Origin of the sequence: Propionibacterium cyclohexanicum (assembly GCF_900111365.1) — a bacterium.
Classification (GTDB): Bacteria; Actinomycetota; Actinomycetes; order Propionibacteriales; family Propionibacteriaceae; genus Propionibacterium; species Propionibacterium cyclohexanicum.
On the sequence record NZ_FOGZ01000001.1, the window covers coordinates 63,779 to 83,418 of the forward strand.

Genomic DNA, 19,640 nt, shown 5'->3' on the forward strand with positions numbered 1-19,640 from the left:
CTTCAGCGTGAGGCTTTCGTGAAACCTGCGGCCTCGGCGGCCTCCTCACTGGAGAACCAGACATCGGCATTGGTGCGGGCGAAGCCCGCGCCGTCGGGGGTGTGGTACTTCATGGAGCGCTGGTTGCCCTTGATGGTGAATCCCTCCGGCGGGTTCTCCCCGACGTAGGAATCGGGGCCGAAGTCCTTGGGCTCGCCGGTGCCATGGACCTGGCCGCCCTCGCCGGCCCATACCTCCTCGGCTTCGTCGAGGGTCTGCGCCGCAGTGGTCTCGACATCCGGCTCGGTGGGCGGGACCGCGCCAGCCCCGCTGGCATCGGGCTCGGCAGGGGTTTCTGGGCCGCGCTCAGCCTCGTCGGCGGGTCGCGGCTCGGCCGATGAGGCGATGTGGGCGTCCTCCGAGATCACCGGTGCGTCCCGATCCTCGCCGTGGGCGCTGGAATCCGGGGTCTCGTGCACCTGTGCCTCGGCGCTGGTCTGATCAGTCGCCGGGCTCGTGAGGTGGTCCACCCGATCGCCGCTGAACTGCGTGGTCACGTCGTCGTCGTCGAAGTCATTGCTCGGCTCGCGCGGTGTCCAGCCGTCATCGCGAGGCATGAGCAGCTGGCGTACGGCCATCACCAGGGCACCGACGACGGCAAGGACGCCGAGGATCGTGAAGAACCGATTGCGTCCGCGGTGCTTTTTCTTCTTCGTCTTCGTCACCCCGCGAGTCAGCTGCGCGGCAGCCGCGGCCTTGGCCGCTCTCTTCGCCGCCTTCTTGGCCTTCCTGCCCTTCTTCGTGGTGGCCTTCGTCGCTGCGGCGGCCTTGAGGGTGGTGCCCTGGGCGTTTCCGGCGATCTTCGATGCCGCCGTCTGGGCACCGGTGGAGGCGGAATCGGCCAGCTTTGCGGCCTTGGCCGCGTAGTCGCTGTCGGCAGGCTTGTCGAGCAGCTCCTGGATCCGGGGCGCAAGACTCTCGTAGCTCTCGGTGACCTTGCCCTTGGTCTTCTCGACATAGGGCGCCACCTTCTCCTGGGCGTTCGCCAGGTGAGGGGTGATCTTTTCGTAGGCATCGGACACCAGCGGGACGACTCTTTCGCGGGCGTCCTTGACCTTGGGAGTGAGATAGTCAGCCGCCGCACCCACCAGTTGCTCGATGGTGGCAGCCCCCTCGTTGAGCGCTCCGCGGGCGTGCTCGCCGGCGGCCGCAGCGGACTGCTTGTGGTCCTTCTGGGACACGATGTCCTCCGATCCTCGATGTGTGCTCGTGGTCGAGCGTGCTCGTGATCGAGCCTTACTTCACGCTACCCGGAGAGGGGCCCCGCCATGCCTTCTTGGGGAAGGGCCGTTGGGATTGACGACCGTGGTGGCACAGCGGCGTACGGGGCGGACCTCATGGAGTTCGGGAATGCGGCGAACAGGGACGCCGCGAACACGGTGCCGATGCGACACGGTGCCGATGCAACACGGTGCCGATGTGATGTCCATCGGCCGGGGAGTATTCGGCCGGGCTCGCGGGCGCGGTGGATCGGAGCCGGCTTGGCTTGTCGGCGAGGTCTGCAAGGATGGGACGGACATCGATTCACGGCCCGGAGCCAACTCTGCGCAACGGGCCAAGAGAGGACTCCCGTGAGCCAAGCCATTCTGCACACCAACCACGGCGACATCGTGCTCGAGCTGTTCGACGACTTCGCTCCCAAGACCGTGACCAACTTCATCGAACTTGCCAGCGGCAAGCGCGAATACCTCGACCTGCGAACGAACAAGAGGGCCACCGGCCCCTACTACGATGGCACGATCTTCCATCGGATCATCGAAGGCTTCATGATCCAGGGAGGCGATCCTACCGGCACCGGCCGTGGGGGCCCCGGCTATACCTTCGCCGACGAGTTCCACCCCGACCTGAACTTCGGCAAGCCCTATCTGCTGGCCATGGCCAATGCCGGGCCCGGGACCAACGGCTCGCAGTTCTTCATCACGGTGGCGCCGACCCCGCACCTCAACCACCGCCACACCATCTTCGGCGAGGTGACCGACGAGGCCTCGAAGAAGGTCGTCGACGAGATCGCCGCTGTCGACACCGACCGCTCCGATCGTCCCCGTGAGGACGTCGTCATCGAGTCCGTCGAGATCAAGCAGTGATTCCGGCGTCCGGGTGCCGCTGCGCTGGGGCGCCCGGACGCGCGTCGGACGTGTTGCCCCCACGCTCGACCGGCGCCCAGCGGCAGTGCAAGGCCGCCGGCCTCCCATGCGGGCGACGAGCCTAGGGGGTGCGGGTGGCCTTCGGCATCGAGACGACACCGAGCCGGCGGTCGCGGCTCAGCGGAGAATGGGCCGTGCCCCTCACCTTCCGGGGCGCCCTCCCGCGCAACGGAGAGGTCATCGACATCGGCGAGTAGGGGCTTCGCAACGACATGGGTATTCGGCGCGGCGACCGTCCTAGAGGGAGAAGGTCGCTTCCAGATCGTGCTCGCTGTAGGCACGGAAGGCGAGGTGGGTGTCGGTGCTCAGCACCCCCGGTATCCGAGTGAGCTTGTCGGTGATCACCTGCGAGATCTCCTCGTAGTCACCCACCCGCACCATGGCGATGAGGTCGATGTCGCCGGTGACCGAGTAGACCTCGCTGATGTGATCGAGGCCGGCGATCTGCTCCGCCACCTCGGGGATCCGGTCGTTGTCGACCTGAACGAAGACAATCGCTGTGATCATGGCAGCATCCTAGTTGGAGGCTTCCCCCCGGCGGTTTCCCCCGCCGTGCGGCGGCCTCTAGGGTTACAGGGTCTAGGAGGCGAGTGTGTGGTACCAGTTCTTCAAGCATGTGCTCTTCCGGCCCATGGTCAGATTCCTCCTGCGGCCGAAGTTCGAGGGAGGCGCCAATGTGCCCCGTACCGGTGCCGCGGTGCTGGCGGCCAATCACATCGGCGCTGCGGACACCTACTGCTTGCCGGCACTGATCGATCGCACGCTGATCTTCCCCGCCAAGAAGGAGCTGTTCGAGGGGCGCACCATCTCGGGTCGTATCGTGGCGTGGTTCCTGACGCGCGTCGGCATGGTGCCGCTCGACCGCTCGGGCGGCCGCGCCAGCGCCGGCGTCCTGGGATCGATCGAGGAAGTGCTCGCCAGGGGCAGCCTGGTGGGAATCTTCCCCGAGGGCACCCGTTCGCCCGACGGCCGGATGTACCGGGGCCACACCGGGGTGGCCAGGCTGGCTCTCACCAGTGGCGCGCCGGTGGTGCCCGTGGCCATGATCAGCACCCAGGTGATGCGTCGTCGAATCGGCCTGCCCACCATGAGGAATGCCCGGATCGTCATCGGTGAGCCGGTGGATTACTCGCCATGGCGAGGCCAGGAGGAGGACAGCCGGGTCTTGCGCTGGGTCACCGATGACGTGATGGCCCGTATCCAGGAGCTGAGCGGGCAGGACTACGTCGATGTCTATGCCAGTCGCGTGAAGCGGGGGAATCTGCGCGGTGCAGATCTGAGCCGCTATCTCAAGCCCGCTCCCACTACCGGAGTCGAGCGCCCCCCCAGCGATGCCCAACTGGGAGGTGAGCAGCGATGAACTCCCACGGTGCCGGTTCCCGGGCTGGCGCCCAGATGAGCGCGCACCCCCGCCAGGGGGTCGGCCGGCTGTTCGCGCGCAGCAGGGACGCCTTCCAGGTGGATGTCGAAGGTGCTGACCGGCTCGTGGACGGCGGGGCGATCCTCGCTGCGAATCACCGCTGGTTCGGCGACATCACCCGGCTGTTCTCCGCATTCGATCGCCCCGTCTTCCTGGCAGTCGCGCACCCACGCCGGTTCGCCCGCCGTCAGGTGCCGGTGGACGGACGCGACGACGACTCGCGCCCGGATGCCCGGGCGCTGCTACGCGCCGGGGAACTCGTCATGATCCAGCCGGAGACCGAACGCAGTCCCGACGGCGATCTGCATCGCGGCAGCCCGGACGTCGCCTGGCTGGCGCTCACCGCCCGGGTGCCCGTCCACCCGGTGGACATCGTGCCGCCGCCGGCCGAGGGCCCGGTGGGGGAGATGGTGTCTGCCCTCCTGGGACCCACGGTGCGCATTGGCGAGCCCCTCGACTTCAGCCGCTACTGGACCACCCCGGCGATCAGCGATGTTCTCGACGGGATCCTCTTGCGCGGATGCACCGACGAGATCATGGCGGCCATCGCGGAACTGTCCGGACAGCTCTACCGCGACGACACCCCTCAGCAGGCCCGCGTCCGGCTCGCCGAGGAGCGCCGGGAGGAGCGCAAGGCCCGCGCCAAGGCCTATCCGACGCTGTCGGAGGAACGCCGTCGCGAGGCGCAGTTGCGAGAGCAGCTGCGCCTCAAGGACCAGCAGGATCTGGCGCGGGCCGCCGAGGAGGCCCGCGCCAGGGTGACTGCCCGGGCCACGCGGGATGGCGAGGATCCGCGCCGTTGAAAGCGGCAGGAGCACTCGCCCCGCGCAGCAGCGCCGCCGGCCTGGCTGCCGCCTGGTCAGTGGATGAGGACGACGTGCCCGGGCCACTATCCTTGAGCGCGTGCCTGAACTGATCCCAGCCCTGTCGACCCTGCGAGCCCTACCTCAGGTGCAACAGCCGAGTTATCCCGACCAGGCTGCACGACAGCGGGCGATCGACACGCTGCGCCGCCTCCCGCCCCTGGTGTTTGCGGGTGAGTGCGACGAGCTGAGGGGCAAGATCGCCCAGGTCGCCACCGGACGGGCCTTCATCCTGCAAGGCGGCGACTGCGCCGAGACCTTCGACGGCGTGCGTGCCGATGCCATCAAGGCAAAGCTGCGGGTGCTGCTGGCGATGAGCGTCGTGCTCACCTATGCGGCGCAGGTGCCGGTCGTCAAGATCGGGCGGATCGCCGGACAGTACGCCAAGCCGCGCAGCAAGGACGACGAGGTGCGTGACGGGGTGACATTGCCGGCCTACCGCGGTGACGCCGTCAACGGCTTCGAGTTCACCGAGCAGGCCCGCCGCCCCGATCCGGAGCGGCTCGTGCGGATGTACAACGCCTCGGCGGCCACCCTCAATCTCGTGAGGGCCTTCGTCAAGGGCGGTTTCGCCGATCTGCGTCAGCTGCACGCCTGGAACGCCAGCTTCGTGCGCGACACCCACGTGGAGAAGCGCTACGAGCAGCTCGCCGGTGAGATCGAGCGGGCGCTGGGCTTCATGGAGGCCTGCGGAGTGGACGGCGAGACGATGCGCACCGTTGATTTCTACGCCAGCCATGAGGCGCTGCTGCTCGACTACGAGTACGCCATGACGCGCATCGACTCGCGCAGTCACGAGCCCTACGACACCTCGGCCCATATGGTCTGGATCGGGGAACGCACGCGCCAGCCGCATGGCGCCCAGGTGGAGCTGCTGCGCTCGGTGCACAATCCCCTCGGCATCAAGCTCGGTCCGAGCACGACGGGCAAGGTGGCACTGGAGATCGCCGATCGGCTCGATCCCACCCGGATCCCCGGACGGATTACCTTCATCACGAGGATGGGCGCCCAGGCGGTCCGCGAGAAGCTGCCGCCGCTTATCGAGGAGGTCGAGGCCTCCGGGCGCAAGGTGGCCTGGGTCTGCGATCCGATGCACGGCAACACCTTCGAGACGTCCAAGGGATTCAAGACGCGCGAGTACGCGGCGGTCGTCGAGGAACTGAACGGCTTCTTCGATGTGCACGAGCAGCTGGGCACCTGGCCGGGCGGGGTGCACGTCGAATTGACCGGTGACGATGTCACGGAGTGCCTTGGTGGCGCCTTCCGGCTCAGCGAGGAAGATCTCGAGAGCCGCTACGAGACGACCTGTGACCCTCGGCTCAACCGTAATCAGAGCCTCGAGCTGGCCTTCATGATCGCCGAGCGGCTCAACCACTACCGGTCGAAGTACGCTCCTGCGCCCCTGACTCCTGACTGGAACGACTGACCCGGGCATAGTGGGAGCATGGAGATCACTCATCTGGGCCATTCCTGTGTTCTCGTCGAGGCCGGCGGGGCGCGTGTCCTCATCGATCCGGGTTGCTTCTCGTCAGGATGGTCGCAACTGGACGATCTGGACGCCGTCTTCGTCACGCACCAGCACGCTGACCATGCCGACCCGGTGGCTCTGCCGCCGTTCGCTGCCGCGCATCCTCAGCTGCCCTTCTACGTGGAGCGCTCGGTTCCCAGCCAGGTCGAACTGGCCGATGCCCATCTGCTCACGGTGGACGAGACGGTTGCCGTCAAGTCATTGCGGGTCTGGGTGGTGGGCGGGAACCATGCGGTGATCCATCCCGATATCCCGCGGGTCGGCAATCTCGGCCTGGTGATCAGCGCGCCCGAGGAACCGACGGTCTTCCATCCCGGCGACTGCCTCGATGTGACTCCCGACGGTGTCGATGTGCTCCTGGTGCCGCTCATGGCGCCATGGGAGAAGGTGGGCGAGACCATCGATTTCGTCCGGGCGGTGGATGCCCCTCAGGTGATGCCCATCCACGATGGGCTGCTCAACGAGCGGGGCCTGGAGATGCTCACCGGGCATCTGACCCGGTTGACCAGGAGCCAGATCGTCAGTGTCCGCGACTCCCGGCCGTGGACTCCGCGCTTCGAGCGCTGAACGTCCGGCCGGGCACCCGGCCAGCTCGCCGGTGGGTGCGCCACCGGGGCAGCGCGGGTGCCGCGATGGCCAGCCACATCGCCGCCAGCATCAGCAGACCACCCAGCACGGTACGAGCGCGAAGGGCTTCCTGACCAGCGAGAATGGCGAACACCGCAGACCAGGCCGGCTCGGCACTCATGATGACCGCGGCCCGGGTCTCATCGGTGCGGGCCTGCGCCCAGGACTGGAGGAACATCGTCAGGCAGCTGCACAGCACCGCGAGATAGCCCACCGCCGCCCACTGCACCGCCCCGTGGGGGATCGCCAGGCCGCCGGGCAGGGCAGCCGGCAGTGACCACAGCGCCACCGTCGCCGTTTGGACGACGGTGATCTGCATGACGTTCTCGGGGCGCACCCATGCGCCGGTCACCAGGATGTGGCAGGCGAAGCCCACCGCGCAACCGATCGTGAGGAACTCTCCGATCCCGAAGCCACCACCCGGGCCACCGTGTCCCAGCGTGAGCACGCCGAGCGCCAGGGCAGCCAGACAGACCGAGCCGGCCAGCGACAGCGGCAGCCGCCGTCGCATCAGCAGGGCTGAGCCCAAGGGCGTCAGTACGACGTACAGACCGGTGAGGAATCCCGAGATCGACGCGCTGGTGCGGACCAGGCCGAAGGTCTGCAGCAGCTGGGAGACGGCGAAGACCGAGCCGATGACCAGGCCCTTGCCCAGCGTTGCCGCGCTCATCGCCAGCTGCCGGTGTGCCAGTGCCATCAGTACGAGCGCTGCGATGCCGAATCGCAGCGCCGTCAGATCGCCCGGCGGCATGGTGGCCACCAGTTCCTTGTTCATGAAGAAGGTCGAGCCCCACAGCATCGACATGAGGACCAGTGCCCCCGACGCCGGGACGCTGACGGGCGTGGGGACTGAGCGGAGCCGACTCACCCGGCCATGCTAGGCCCCCGCGCCACAGTTCCGTGCCGCGTGCTCTCTGCGGTCACCGGGCGGGGTCGCTCAGATGATTCCGCTGCTCAGATGATGTAGATGCTCACTGTGGAACCCTTGGGTGCCTTGGCATCGCGTCCCGGATCGGTGCGCTGGACGCGGCCCAGGTGGATGATGGCGTCGGGGTCGACGGTCACCACCTGGACGGTGAAGCCTGCCTTCTGCAAGATGTCCTGGGCATCGGCGGTGCTGCGGGCGCGGACATCGGGCACTGAAATGAGCTGGGGTCCGCTGGAGACCACCAGGGACACCGTGGACCCCGGCGGCAGCTGGCCGCTTGCCGGGGTCTGCGAGATCACCTGGCCTGCCGGCACCGAATCGGAGGTGCGCTCGACGAGCGCAACGTTCAGTCCGCTAGCACCCAGCTCTGCCTTGGCGCTGTCGGCCGGTTGGCCCGTGTAGTCGTTCACGGTGACCGGTGCCGGGCCCTTGGAGACAGTGAGATTGACGGCAGTGCCGCCCGCCACCTGGGTTCCCGGTTTCGCACTCGCCCCTGTCACGGTGCCGACCGGATGGGTTGCGTCGAACTGCTCGTCCACAGATCCCACGGACAGCTGGGCCCCGGTGAGGGCCTTGATCGCGGAGTCCTTGTCGAGACCCACCACCGTGGGCATCGGGAAGGTCTGGGGCCCGACTGACAACCGGGCGTGCAGCTGGGAACCCCGCCCGACCCGCGCACCGGCCGCGGGCTCGGTTCCGATGACGATGCCCGCGGGAACCGATGCGCTGTGCTGCTGCTCGAAGCTGATCTTCACCCCCGCCTGCTGCGCGGCCTCCAGCGCCTGCGGCTCGCTCAGGCCGATCACTGCGGGAGCGGTGACGAAACGTCCGGCAGTCAGCCACCACGAGCCGAAGCCCGCGATGGTTGCCAGCAGCAGCACCAGGAGCACTCCTACGACGCTTCTGCGCCGGCGGTGTACCCGGTCGTTCGAGATCACGGGGAAGCGCGGGGTCCGCTGGCTCGTGGGGCCCGGGCGTGTGCCGTTCCGGCTGGGACGCGCGACGCGTATGTCCACCGGGCTCAGCGGGGTGCGCACCGGCGGCTGGCCACCGACCGGGCGCCAGCGGCTGGTCGCCGGACGTGCGGGTTGCGAGACGCGCCGCTCCATCCTGGCCGGCGATGAACTGCCCGGGCGGGCAGAGGTTGCCGTACGGGCAGAGGTTGCCGTACGGGCAGCGGGGGTGGTGCCGGCGTGACCGCGATCGCTGGTTCGCGGTGCCGGGTCAGGTGCAGGAGTACTGCGGCCGGCGACCGGGCGGGCATTCCTGGCAGCACGGGCAGTGGCCGGCGCAGGGGCCAGGGTTGCCAGCGGGGGAGCCGACGCGGTGGTCTGGGCCGCACCTCGAGGGTGGCTCGGTGCCGACTGCTGGGGCCAGGTGCGCCCTGCCCGGTAGGCCGCCGGATTCATGATGGCGCTGATCGCCTCGTCGTTCTCGACGCCGGCCATGATCGCCGACCGCGCTCGGCGTACCCGGGTCAGCAGGTCGCGTCCGTCACGAGGCCGCATGCTCGCATCGCGGCGGGTACAGGCCACCACGAGGGCATCGAGATAGTCGGGAAGCGGGGCATGGTTGTGGTCGCGCAAGCTCTGCGAGGGCGGTGGCACCGACTTGGTGACGTGGGCATAGGCCACCTGGATGGCCGAACTGCCCGAGTGGGGTTTCTCCCCGGTGAGCATCTCGTAGAGCACGATGCCGGTGGAGTAGACGTCGGAGCGCATGTCCGCCGTGCCGGTGGTGACCACCTCCGGGGGCATATAGCTCACGGTGCCGATCACCAGACCCCGCGGTGTGGTGACGGTCTGCGAGCTCACCGCTCTGGCCAGCCCGAAATCGGCCACCTTGATCTGACCATTCCCGCTGATCAGCACATTCTCGGGCTTGACATCGCGATGTACCAGCCCGCACTCGTGGGCTGCTGCCAGGGCCGCCGCCACCGGCTCGATGAGCGCCAGCGCACGGGCCGGGTCGAATGGTGCCTCGCGGGTGATGAGATTGCGCAGCGTGCACCCGCGCACGTACTCCATGACGATGTAGGGCCGGCCGTGCTCCTGGCCCTGGTCGAAGACACCGACGACGTGGGGGTCGGACAACCGCGCCGCAGCCCGGGCCTCGCGATCGAAGCGCTGGGCGAAATCGGTGTCATCGCCGAGATTGTCGTGCATGACCTTGACCGCCACGACCCGATCGAGACGGTGATCCTGGGCGCGGTAGACAGTGGCCATGCCGCCACGAGCCAACCGTGCCACGATCTCGTAGCGACCGCCCAAGACATCGCCGACCAAGGGGTCGGCCGTGCTCGATCTGGTCACAGGTGCACTCCAAAACACGGTCGGGGGAAGGGAGGCCGTGTCAGCCTAGGACCAGTCTAGACAGGGCCGGGGTAGTCAGACGCCTCTTCGGTGAGCGCTGGCGTCGGCGCGCCGGGCCCGGGCCAGCGGCGGGCGAGGCGGTGGCCCGAGCCGGCTCAGGCGTCCCGAGTCACGCAGGCCTCGATGAGCCCGCCCAGCGCCCGCCGGCCGTCGTCGGTGATCTCGAGCCTGCCCAGCACCGCACGCGCCTGTGCAGCGTCCTGGCCGATACGGGTCTCCACCGCCTCGACGGCCCCGGAGCCGATGAGCAGCGCACGTGCCCGATCCAATTGCGCCCGATCCAGGGGATGTCCCAGCAGCCCGGCGAGCTCGGGTCGCCGGGCGATCCCCTCGGCCACCAAGACGGTGCGCTTGCCCTCCCGCAGATCGTCCCCGGCGGGTTTGCCGGTGCGCTGCTCATCGCCGAAGACACCCAGCAGGTCATCGCGGAACTGGAAGGCCCGGCCGAGCGGCGAACCCAGTGCCGCGAGCCCCTCCAGCAGCTCAGGTCCGGCGCCGGCGAGGGCCGCCCCGAACTGAAGGGGGCGGGTCACCGTGTAGCGCGCCGTCTTGAACTCCACGACCTGCTGGGCGATCGCGACTGCGTCGCGGCCTGCGTCGAGCCCGGCCTCGGCCACCATGTCGAGGAACTGGCCGGCGTTCACCTCCGTGCGCACCGAATCGAGGAGAGGACGGGCGCGCGCCAGAGCCTGGGGGCCCAGACCGCTCGTCTCGACGCACTCCACCGACCATGCGGCGAGCAGGTCCCCCAGCAGGATCGCGCCGGCACGCCCGAAACCGGCTGCATCGCCGCAGCCTCGGTGGCTGCGGTGCCAGCTCTCCAGACGACGATGCGCGGATGGCTGTCCACGGCGTGTGTCGGAGTCGTCGATCACGTCGTCGTGCACGAGCGCCGAGGCGTGCAGCAACTCGAAGCTGGCCAGCGCGTCCAGCAGCGGCGCCGGATCGTCCGGCTGCCCGGCCACCGCGGCGTGCCCCCAATATCCGAAGGCCGGCCGCAGCCTCTTGCCGCCGGCGAGAAAACTACCGGTGAGCTCCGCCAGCGGTTCCAGCAGCGGACTGATCTGGTGCAGCCGCGCCTGCATCCGGGCGCCGAACAGCTCGATATGCCGGGCGATGGCGGCGCGGAAGGCAGCACCGGCAGGGTCATCGGGGGAGAAGCCACGAATGGACACGAGGCGAAGCCTAACCGGCTGCTGGCATAGCCTGTTGCGCGTGGAGACCAGTTTCCGCCCGAGTGCGATGGACGCCAGGCACCGCGACGACCACCGACGCGAGGAGAACTTCGCCGGGTTGCTCATGAGGGTGACCCGCCCCACCTTCAGCGTCGAGTTCTTCCCTCCGCGCGATGATGCCGGGGCGGTGGTGCTGCACCGCGCGATCCGCGAACTCGAACCCCTGCACCCCGATTTCGTCTCGGTGACCTACGGTGCCAACGGCTCGAGCCGCGAACGCACCCTTGGCGCAGTGCGCGACATCGTGGAGTCCACCGGGCTGCGCGTGGTGGGCCATCTCACCTGTACCGCCCAGAGCGTCACCCAGCTCGAAGAGGTGATCGACACCTACGGCGAGCTGGGAGTCCGCCATATCCTGGCCCTGCGCGGTGACATGCCCGGCGGCCCGCTGGCCTGCTGGCAGCCCCATCCACACGGCCTGCGCAATGCCACCGAACTGGTGGAACTGGTGAAGAGCCGGGGCGACTTCTGCGTGGGCGTGGCCGCATTCCCCGACATCCACCCGGGCTCGACTCCCGGCGACGATGTGGCGGCGCTGTGCGCCAAGCAGGCGGCCGGGGCCGAGTTCGCCATCACCCAGCTGTTCTTCCGCCCCGGCAGCTACCGCGAGCTCGTCTCCCGGATGCGGGCGGCCGGCTGCACTCTGCCCGTGCTTGCCGGTGTCATGCCGGTGACCACCATCCGCCAGCTCGACAAGTTCGCCGAACTGTCCGGTGCGCCGCTGCCCGAGCACCTGCGCACCAGGCTGGGGGCCGTTGCATCGGACCCCGAGCGGGTGCGTCAGGTCGGCTCCCAGATCTGCGCCGAACTCGCCACCGAGCTGCTCGGCGACGGCGTGCCCGGGCTGCACTTCTTTACCCAGAACCGCTCAGTGGCTACCCGAGAGATTCTCGCCAGGCTCCTGGCTTCGCGCCACTGAGGTCGAGCGTCACGAGACGTTGGGTCGGTCGGGTCAGCGCCACGTAGAGCACCCGCGGGCCCCCCGGCGCCTCGGCCACGATGTCGTCGGGGCTCACCACGAGCACCGCATCGTATTCCAGGCCCTTCGCCTGCAAGGGGCTGATCACCGAGACACGCCCGGTGCCGGCGTCCAGGTCGAGTGCCCCGATGGCGTCCAGACGGCTCGCTGGGACGATGACCCCCACAGTGCCCTCCACCTGGCCGATCAGCCGGGTGACCAGCTCCTCGACCCGGGCGGTCAACCCCGCTTCGTCGGTGGACAGCAGCTCCGGCTCGATTCCGGTGCTGCGCACGGCGTTCGGCAACTCGGCCGAGGGCAGGTGGGAGCGGATATAGCGACCCGCCAGATCCATCACCTCGGCGGGGCTGCGGTAGTTCGTGGCGAGCCGGAAGGTGCGCTGGGGGGCGCGTCCGGCCAGCTCGCGCAGCGCATTCTCCGTCTGCTTCGTATCGGGATAGGAACTCTGCGCCGGGTCGCCGACGATCGTCCAGCTCGCCTGCGGTCCGCGACGCCGTATCATCCGCCACTGCATCGGCGTGATGTCCTGGGCCTCGTCGACGAGCACGTGCGAGTAGTAGTTGTGCATGTCCTCGTCGGGTTCGCGCCGGTCGCTGAGCAGATCGGCGGTGGTCACGAGCTCCGCCCGGCTCGAATCGACGAACAGCGAGGGCTCCTCCTCGACAGGGGCGGGAACTGGCCCGAGGATATCGGCCAGCTCGTCGAGCAACGCGATGTCACTGACCGTCCACTGCGGGCGGGGCCGGCCGGCGTCGGGAATGTAGCCGCGGGCATGCTGCAATGATCCCGCCAGCAGCTCCTGCGCGTCGGGGTCGAGGATGCCCTCGGCCACCGTGGCCAGCACTGCGGGCTCCGCCAGCCGGGCGAGAGCCTGCTCGGCGGAGAGGGTGGGCCACCAGGCGTGCATGAACATCCGCCAGCTCGCCTGGGAGGTGATCTGCTCGTCGAACTCGTCGCGTTCGATATCGGCGATCGACTCGGGAAGGCGCGCATGGAGGTTGTCGAGCAGGACTCGTTCGGCCAGCTCGCGGGCCTGGTTCACCTTCCGGCTGGCGAGTACCTGGTTGCGTAGTCCTGCCAGGGTCTTGGCGTCCACATGGAGGATCTCGCCCTTGATGCTCACCCTCAGCAGCTGGGCAGGTTCGGCGACCACAGGGGCGTTCACGAGCCGGCGCAGCAGCTTCACCATCGATGGCGATCCCTTGAGGATCGCGGCGGCTGCCTCGTCCTGGCGTTCTGATCCGATACCGAGGACGTCCTCGGCGACGCGGCCGATGCTGCGCAGCGTCACGGCGTCCTCGCCCAGCCCGGGCAGCACGCGTTCGATGTAGTTCATGAACAGATCGGAGGGCCCCACCACGAGCACGCCGCCGCGCTCCAGGCGCTTGCGGTGGGTGTACAGCAGATAGGCGGCCCGGTGCAGAGCAACGACCGTCTTGCCGGTGCCAGGGCCTCCGGCGATGGTCGTGATGCCCTGATAGGGGGCGCGGATCGCCTCGTCCTGCTCGGCCTGGATGGTGGCCACGATGCTGCGCATGTGCGCGCCGCGGGCCCGGCTCAGCGAGGCCATCAGCGCCCCCTCGCCGATGATCGTCAGATCGGTCTGCGAGTCGGTGTCGAGCAGATCGTCCTCGAGGCTGATCACCTTGTCATCGCGGCAGCGCAGGACGCGCCGGCGCACCACTCCCATCGGATTGGTGGGGGTGGCGCGGTAGAAGGGCTCGGCGGCGGGGGCTCGCCAGTCGATGACCAGGGGCTCGTAGTCCTCGTCGCGTACTCCGAGGCGGCCGATATAGCGGGTCTCGTCGTCGCGATTGAGATCGAGGCGGCCGAAGACGAGGCCCTCGTGCTCCTCGTCCAGCACCGCCAGGCGCTTGGCGGCCTGGTAGGCGAAGGCATCGCGTTCGAACAGCGCAGTGCCGCTCTCCTCGCGCAGCCAGTCGCCGCGGTCACTGGTGAACCGGGCCCGGCTCTCTGCCTCCACATTGCGCGCCTCGACGGCAGCCACCGCGAGACGTTCGTAGACGTGATTCACATGGTGTTGTTCGACGGCCAGCTCGTGACGGAGGACGGCGGCATCGTCTTGTGGTACGGGTTCATTCACAGTCTCAGGTTCCTGTTCCACGGGTCGGTCAACTTTACTCCGGCTCCGAATCGGCCGGGAGGGGCCGGCCAGATCGCAGAATCTCCCGGGCACGGCGCTGTCCACGGACTTGCACGGCCTTGACCCTGCCCCTAGCCTCGAATGTGTGTTCGAATAGCATCTCCGGTGAGGGCTGGCCATCGGGCCCCTCGGGCGAGGGATGCCCGTGGGTTGGCAATGACGTTCGGGTGAGGGGACAGCATGCGCAGCTACGAGCAGACCATTGCGTGCGAGCCGGTCGACGGCTGTCCTACCCGTTTCGTGTGGCGCTCGCGGATCTGGCGGGTGGAGTCGGTCCAGCGTGAGTGGGTGGAGACGATGCCGTGGTGGCTGGTTGCCCCCCGCGGCGATGGTCCCACGGACCGCATCGCCACGGGCCCCCTGCAGCGCCGGTTGTGGCGAGTCGATGCCAGCTCGGGGCCCTACCACGGGGTCTACGAGCTGGCCTGCTGGCGCGACTCCTGGACGCTCGTCGCGGCGGTGGACTGAGATGCCTGGCAGCAGGAGCGCGAGGGGAGCCGGAGCCCAGGGGGAGGGCACGCCGTTCGTCCACCTGCGCGTCGCCTCGGCCTTCTCCCTGCAGTACGGCGCCAGCCAGCCGGCTGAACTGGTCGAGGCAGCCGCCTCGATGGGGATGGATGCGCTGGGACTCACCGACCGCGATGGTCTGTACGGAGCCGTCGGCTTCGCCCAGGCATGTCGCGATGCCGGTATCGCCCCGGTGATCGGGGTCGACCTGGCAGTGCCGGGCGCCGAGGCGGGCGTAGCGGCGTCGCGCCGGGCGAACCCGGCCAAGGGCGGGCGCCTGCGCGATGAGCAGCTACCACGGGTGGTTGTGCTGGCCCGCTCGCGGCAGGGCTGGGCGGCGCTGTGCCGGCTGGTCAGCGCCGCCCACGGCGCTGGGGAACGCGGCAAGCCGCTGGTCAGCGCCGCAGTGGTCGGGCAATGGGCCGCAGCTGGCCAGCTCAGCGTGCTGCTCGGCCCCGACTCGGGCATCGGGCGGCTGCTCATCCGGGGCGACGAGGCCGGTGCCGAGCGCGAGCTGGCCCGCTGGCGTGAGGCCGTGCCCCACGAGCGGATCACCATCGCGGTGGCCGATCTGCTCGCCGGCTCCGGGGCGTACTGCGAGATGGCGGCAGCAGCCATGCTGCGCTTCGCGGACGCCCACCACCTGGGCTGCGTGCTCACCAACCACGTGAGGATGACCCGACCCGGCCAGGCTCCGCTGTGCGATGTGCTCGACGCCGCGCGCCGGCTCACACCGCTCAGTGTCCGCAGCACTGCGCAGCGCACCGGGGAGGACTGGCTCAAGGACGGGGCCCGGATGTCCGGGCTGGCGGCCAGGATCAGCGCTCTTGCTGGGCGCGATGACGCAGGACAGGGGCTGCTCGCCATGACTGGCGCGCTGGCCAGGGAATGCATGCTCGACCCGGTGGCCGACATCGGGCTTGGCGAGATCCACCTTCCGCCGGTTCCGGGCGCCGAGGCCATCCTGCGCGAACGCTGCCGGGTGGGGCTGGCGCAGCGCTACGGAGCCGATCCGAGTGCGGCCGACAGGCTGCGCAGCGAGCTCGAGGTGATCGAGGGGCTCGGCTTCTCGTCCTACTTCCTCACCATTGCCCAGGTCGTCGATATGGTGCACGGCGCGGGCCTGCGGTGCACGGCCAGGGGCTCGGGGGTGGGCAGCCTGGTCGACTACCTGCTGGGCATCTCGGGAATCGAGCCGATGGCCTACGGCCTGGTCATGGAACGTTTTCTGTCACCCCTGCGCAGCGCGCTGCCCGATATCGATCTCGATGTGGAATCGGCGCGGCGCACCGACATCTATCGCATGGTGCTCGAACGCTTCGGGCACGACAGAGTTGCCTGTGTCGCAATGGTCGAGACCTACCGGGTGCGCCATGCGCTGCGCGATGTCGCAGCGGCGCTGAGCATGTCGCCCGGCGAGATCGATGCGCTGGCGAAGGCCTTCCCGCACATCCGTGCCCGTGACGTGCGCCATGCCGTGCGCGAGCTGCCCGAGCTGCGCCGCTCGGGGCTCACCGAGGAAAGACTGGGCATGGTCTTCGATCTCGTCGAGGGATTGGACGGGCTGCCCCGTCATCTGGCGCTGCATCCCTGCGGTGTGATCATCTCCGACCAGCGTTTGCTCGACCGCACCCCGGTGCAGACCAGTGCCAGCGGTTTCCCGATGAGCCAGTTCGCCAAGGACGAGGTCGAGGCCATCGGCCTGCTCAAGCTCGACATCCTCGGCGTGCGGATGCAGTCGGCCATGGCGCACACCCTCGACGAGATCGGCTGCATCGAAGGTCCCGAAGAGGTACCGCGAATCGACGAACTGGAACCCTTCGACGACCCCGAGGTCTACGAACTCATCGCCCATTCCCAGACCCTGGGCTGTTTCCAGATCGAGTCGCCTGGCCAGCGCGAGCTCGTCGGCAAGTTCGGGCCCAGCGATTTCAATGACATCATCATCGACATCTCATTGTTTCGCCCCGGCCCGGTGAAATCGGACATGGTCATCCCCTTCCTCGACGCCAGGGCCGGCTGGTCGCCACCGCGCTGGCTGCACGAGCGGTTGCGCCCCATCCTCGAGGAGACCTATGGCGTGGTCGTCTTCCACGAGCAGGTCATCAAGATCATCGCGGCCCTTACCGGTGTCACCCTGGCCCTGGCCGATGAGGTCCGCCGGGCGCTCGGCAGCCCCGAGGGGCAGCAACGCACCCGCGACTGGTTCCTGTCCCGGGCGCGCGTACAGGGCTACGAAGCCCGTGATGCCGAGCGGATCTGGCAGGTGCTCGCCTCCTTCGCGTCCTTCGGTTTCTGCAAGGCTCATGCCGCAGCCTTTGCACTGCCCACCTATCAGTCGGCCTGGCTGAAATGCCACTGGCCGGCACCCTTTCTTGCCGGAATCCTCACCCACGATCCGGGCATGTATCCCAAGCGCCTGCTTCTCGAGGAGGCGCGGCGGATGAACATCGAGATTCTCGGGATCGACGTGAATGCCTGCGATGGCGTCTTCCACGCCCTGCGAGTGGCTCCCGATCCCGGCGCCCCCGCGGTCGCCTGCGGGCTGCCCGATGCGAGGGGCTGGGCGATCCGGCTGGCGCTGGCCGATGTCAAGGACATCAGCGACGAAGAGATCATGCGGATCGTCGCCGGCCAGCCCTACACCGGGCTGTCGGACTTCGTCACCCGCGCCGCGGTGAGCGCACCGGTGACCGAGAACCTCATCCTCGTCGGCGGATTTGACGCCCTCTACGGTATCGACCCCGACAGCCAACGGTGGGGCGGCACCACCCGCCGTGACCTGTTGCTGGCGCTGGCCGAGCTGAATCGTGAGGCCAGGGCCTCGCGCCGCGCGCATGTCCCCTCGGCGGGCCAGCCCAGCTTCGACTTCACCTCGCGAGACGGCGGGACAGCCGGCCCGAGAGCTGGTCAGCCGGGCGATGTGGTGCCCAGCGGGCTGCCCGAGATGTCACGGGCAGAGCGCACCCGGGCAGAGATCGCCGTGCTCGGCATGGACGTGAGCCGCCACATCGTCGAGTTCTACCGCGAGCTGCTCGACGCCCTCGGCGTGGTGCCGGCCAGCCGGCTGTTCGATCGCCGCAACCGCGACGAGGTCCTTGTCGCCGGGGTCAAGATCGCCACCCAGACACCGCCGGTGCGCTCGGGTCGCCGTGTCGTCTTCCTCAGCCTCGACGATGGCACCGGGCCGTGCGATGTCACCTTCTTCGAGGACGCGCAGGACCCCTATGCCGGCACGGTCTTCAGCTCGTGGCTGCTGCTGGCACGCGGTGAGATCCGGCGCACCGGCCCGCGTGGCATCTCTCTCACCGGCAGCGGCGCCTGGGACCTGGCTGAGATCTACGAGGGCTACTGCCGGGTGCTGGCCGACCGTGGTCGGGCGGGCGCCATGGAGGCAGTTCGCGCCCGGCTGGCGTGGACGCCCGGGGCGTCCGGGCAGTCCGCCGGAGCGCGGCGTATGCTTCTCCATCCCAGCGGGTTCGTCCAGTCTCCCTATGCCGACATCGCGGTAGCCGGCGACTCACCGGCAGCGGCCCCGCGCAAGCTATGGCACGCCAGCCCGGGGAGTTCGGGCCCATGAGCGCGCCAGCTGCCCCGCCGGGTGGCCACTCGGCGGGCGCATCGGCAGGATCTCCCTCGATCATCATGCACGTCGACATGGATGCCTTCTATGCCTCCGTGGAGCAGGTGCGCCGCCCGGAGCTGGCGGATGTGCCCTTCTGGGTGGGCGGCGCGGAGCGGGGGGTGGTGCTGAGCGCGAACTATCTGGCCCGCAGCCATGGGGTGTCAGGCGGAATGCCCTCGGGGCGTGCCCTGCGGTTGTGCCCGCGCGGCGTCGTCGTCCCTCCTGACTTCGATCACTACGCCGCCGTCTCGGCCAGCGTCTTCGCGCTGTTCGGCACCATCACGCGGAAGGTGGAGGCGGCGAGCATCGACGAGGCCTTCCTCGATATCGGCGGTTCCCGGCGTCGCCTGGGTCCGCCGAGGCTGATCGGCGAGATGGTGCGGGCCAAAGTTTTCGACGAGCAGTCCATCACCTGCTCGGTCGGTATCGCCCCGAGCAAGATGCTCGCCAAGATGGCCAGCACCCGTGCCAAGCCCGACGGCCTGCTCCTGATCGGCGCCGAAGAGGTGGTCGCCTTTCTGCACCCTTTGCCTGTCGAGCAGCTGATCGGCGTAGGCCCGGTCATGACCGAGAGACTGCACCGGCTCGGCCTGAAGACCGTGGGCCACCTTGCGCACACTCCGCTGGCCACGCTTCGCCGGGCCTTCGGCGACCGGACTGGGCAGTGGTTGTCCGAGCTGGCCTGGGGGCGCGACGACGATCCTGTCATCGAGCAGGTCCCCGAGCAGAGCATCGGCGCCCAGACCACCTTCCCCCGCGACACCGACGATCCCGGGCTGGTGCGCACGGAACTGCTGCGCCTGTCGTCCAGGGTGGCAACCCGGCTGCGAGGGGCGGGGGCCTGCGGACGGACCGTCACCGTCGATGTGCGTTTCGCGGACTTCACGACGCTCACCCGCAGCAGCGGCCTGGGCGAGCCCAGCGACGTCACCGACGAGATCTACGCCCGCTCCTGTCGGCTCTTCGAGGCGCTGGGCTTGCAACGGGCCCGAGTGAGGAGAGTGGGGGTGCGGGTGAGCCGGCTGGTGCCCAGCGGGTCGGCCTACCGGCAGCCCACCCTGGACGAGCCCGAGCGCGGGATGCGCGAGGCCGAGCTGGCTGCCGACTCGGTGATCGCCAAGTTCGGCCCCCGGGCCGTGCAGAGGGCAAGTCTGACAGCGAAACCCGTTGACGCACCTTTCCTTCCTCCCGCGCCATAGAATGGTGACA

Annotated in this window: 16 protein-coding genes and 1 pseudogene; 10 read left to right on the top strand and 7 right to left on the bottom strand. The window is 68.9% G+C overall.

The genetic code is table 11. The annotated features are described in order from the left end of the window. Positions 1 to 2: 2 nt before the first annotated feature. Positions 3 to 1,220 (bottom strand): sunset domain-containing protein, encoded by a 1,218-nt coding sequence (locus BMX93_RS00300; RefSeq protein ID WP_091966503.1) that lies wholly within the window; start codon positions 1,218 to 1,220, stop codon positions 3 to 5. Positions 1,221 to 1,610: 390 nt separating this feature from the next. On the opposite strand from BMX93_RS00300, the gene BMX93_RS00305 reads away from it, so the two are divergent. Together BMX93_RS00305 and BMX93_RS13380 are read left to right on the top strand one after the other, a co-directional pair. Further along, positions 1,611 to 2,123 (top strand): peptidylprolyl isomerase, encoded by a 513-nt coding sequence (locus BMX93_RS00305; protein ID WP_245725636.1) that lies wholly within the window; start codon positions 1,611 to 1,613, stop codon positions 2,121 to 2,123. Positions 2,124 to 2,257: 134 nt separating this feature from the next. Further along, on the top strand, positions 2,258 to 2,380 hold the full coding sequence (locus BMX93_RS13380) for a hypothetical protein (protein ID WP_281245624.1): 123 nt from the start codon (positions 2,258 to 2,260) through the stop codon (positions 2,378 to 2,380). 40 nt (positions 2,381 to 2,420) lie between these two features. Here the strand turns inward: BMX93_RS13380 and BMX93_RS00310 are convergent, their stop codons facing one another. Further along, the gene (locus BMX93_RS00310) at positions 2,421 to 2,690 is read right to left on the bottom strand and encodes an Lrp/AsnC family transcriptional regulator (protein ID WP_091966505.1); all 270 of its coding nucleotides are present in this window, start codon (positions 2,688 to 2,690) and stop codon (positions 2,421 to 2,423) included. Between the two features lie 85 nt (positions 2,691 to 2,775). Here BMX93_RS00310 and BMX93_RS00315 point away from each other — a divergent pair, with 85 nt between their 5' ends. From BMX93_RS00315 to BMX93_RS00330, 4 genes are all read left to right on the top strand, one after another. Beyond that, the gene (locus BMX93_RS00315) at positions 2,776 to 3,543 is read left to right on the top strand and encodes a lysophospholipid acyltransferase family protein (protein ID WP_091966507.1); all 768 of its coding nucleotides are present in this window, start codon (positions 2,776 to 2,778) and stop codon (positions 3,541 to 3,543) included. After that, complete coding sequence (locus BMX93_RS00320) at positions 3,540 to 4,406, top strand: lysophospholipid acyltransferase family protein (protein WP_091966509.1); 867 nt, start codon at positions 3,540 to 3,542, stop codon at positions 4,404 to 4,406. Before BMX93_RS00315 ends, BMX93_RS00320 begins: the two co-directional genes overlap by 4 nt. 100 nt (positions 4,407 to 4,506) lie before the next feature. Further along, entirely contained in the window at positions 4,507 to 5,892 is a 1,386-nt protein-coding gene (locus BMX93_RS00325) for a class II 3-deoxy-7-phosphoheptulonate synthase (RefSeq protein ID WP_091966512.1), read from the top strand. A gap of 18 nt (positions 5,893 to 5,910) precedes the next feature. Continuing rightward, complete coding sequence (locus tag BMX93_RS00330) at positions 5,911 to 6,561, top strand: MBL fold metallo-hydrolase (protein ID WP_091966514.1); 651 nt, start codon at positions 5,911 to 5,913, stop codon at positions 6,559 to 6,561. Here the strand turns inward: BMX93_RS00330 and BMX93_RS00335 are convergent. The 4 genes and pseudogenes from BMX93_RS00335 to BMX93_RS00345 form a co-directional block, all read right to left on the bottom strand. Beyond that, positions 6,515 to 7,489 (bottom strand): DMT family transporter, encoded by a 975-nt coding sequence (locus BMX93_RS00335; protein ID WP_091966516.1) that lies wholly within the window; start codon positions 7,487 to 7,489, stop codon positions 6,515 to 6,517. The two genes, BMX93_RS00330 and BMX93_RS00335, sit on opposite strands and share 47 nt — an antisense overlap. 86 nt (positions 7,490 to 7,575) lie before the next feature. Continuing rightward, positions 7,576 to 8,658, bottom strand: a complete 1,083-nt coding sequence (locus BMX93_RS13190) for a PASTA domain-containing protein (protein ID WP_245725655.1) — start codon at positions 8,656 to 8,658, stop codon at positions 7,576 to 7,578. Between the two features lie 133 nt (positions 8,659 to 8,791). Next, positions 8,792 to 9,861 (bottom strand): annotated as a pseudogene (locus tag BMX93_RS13195) (protein kinase domain-containing protein); the annotation flags it as partial. A 155-nt stretch (positions 9,862 to 10,016) separates the two neighbouring features. Further along, on the bottom strand, positions 10,017 to 11,096 hold the full coding sequence (locus tag BMX93_RS00345) for a polyprenyl synthetase family protein (RefSeq protein ID WP_177169999.1): 1,080 nt from the start codon (positions 11,094 to 11,096) through the stop codon (positions 10,017 to 10,019). A gap of 40 nt (positions 11,097 to 11,136) precedes the next feature. Here BMX93_RS00345 and BMX93_RS00350 point away from each other — a divergent pair, with 40 nt between their 5' ends. Further along, a complete protein-coding gene (locus BMX93_RS00350) occupies positions 11,137 to 12,075 on the top strand; it encodes a methylenetetrahydrofolate reductase (protein WP_342734558.1) in 939 nt (312 codons plus the stop codon). On the opposite strand, the gene BMX93_RS00355 is transcribed toward BMX93_RS00350, so the two are convergent. Then, complete coding sequence (locus tag BMX93_RS00355) at positions 12,032 to 14,239, bottom strand: HelD family protein (RefSeq protein ID WP_245725637.1); 2,208 nt, start codon at positions 14,237 to 14,239, stop codon at positions 12,032 to 12,034. The genes BMX93_RS00350 and BMX93_RS00355 overlap by 44 nt on opposite strands. Positions 14,240 to 14,479: 240 nt before the next feature. Here BMX93_RS00355 and BMX93_RS00360 point away from each other — a divergent pair, with 240 nt between their 5' ends. From BMX93_RS00360 to dinB, 3 genes are read left to right on the top strand one after another with little or no spacing between them, the layout of a single operon-like run. Next, positions 14,480 to 14,767 (top strand): DUF6504 family protein, encoded by a 288-nt coding sequence (locus BMX93_RS00360; RefSeq protein ID WP_091966523.1) that lies wholly within the window; start codon positions 14,480 to 14,482, stop codon positions 14,765 to 14,767. Between the two features lies 1 nt (position 14,768). After that, complete coding sequence (locus BMX93_RS00365) at positions 14,769 to 18,386, top strand: DNA polymerase III subunit alpha (protein ID WP_091966524.1); 3,618 nt, start codon at positions 14,769 to 14,771, stop codon at positions 18,384 to 18,386. After that, entirely contained in the window at positions 18,383 to 19,630 is a 1,248-nt protein-coding gene (gene dinB, locus BMX93_RS00370) for a DNA polymerase IV (protein ID WP_091966844.1), read from the top strand. The genes BMX93_RS00365 and dinB overlap by 4 nt, the downstream gene beginning before the upstream one ends. Positions 19,631 to 19,640 lie beyond the last annotated feature (10 nt).

Excerpts from the sequence above, each read along its gene's own strand:
- BMX93_RS13190 (WP_245725655.1), bottom strand. The coding sequence starts at position 8,658 with ATGGAGCGGCGCGTCTCGCAACCCGCACGTCCGGCGACCAGCCGCTGG.
- BMX93_RS00365 (WP_091966524.1), top strand. The coding sequence starts at position 14,769 with ATGCCTGGCAGCAGGAGCGCGAGGGGAGCCGGAGCCCAGGGGGAGGGC.
- BMX93_RS00310 (WP_091966505.1), bottom strand. The coding sequence starts at position 2,690 with ATGATCACAGCGATTGTCTTCGTTCAGGTCGACAACGACCGGATCCCC.
- BMX93_RS00360 (WP_091966523.1), top strand. The coding sequence starts at position 14,480 with ATGCGCAGCTACGAGCAGACCATTGCGTGCGAGCCGGTCGACGGCTGT.
- BMX93_RS00320 (WP_091966509.1), top strand. The coding sequence starts at position 3,540 with ATGAACTCCCACGGTGCCGGTTCCCGGGCTGGCGCCCAGATGAGCGCG.
- BMX93_RS00330 (WP_091966514.1), top strand. The coding sequence starts at position 5,911 with ATGGAGATCACTCATCTGGGCCATTCCTGTGTTCTCGTCGAGGCCGGC.
- dinB (WP_091966844.1), top strand. The coding sequence starts at position 18,383 with ATGAGCGCGCCAGCTGCCCCGCCGGGTGGCCACTCGGCGGGCGCATCG.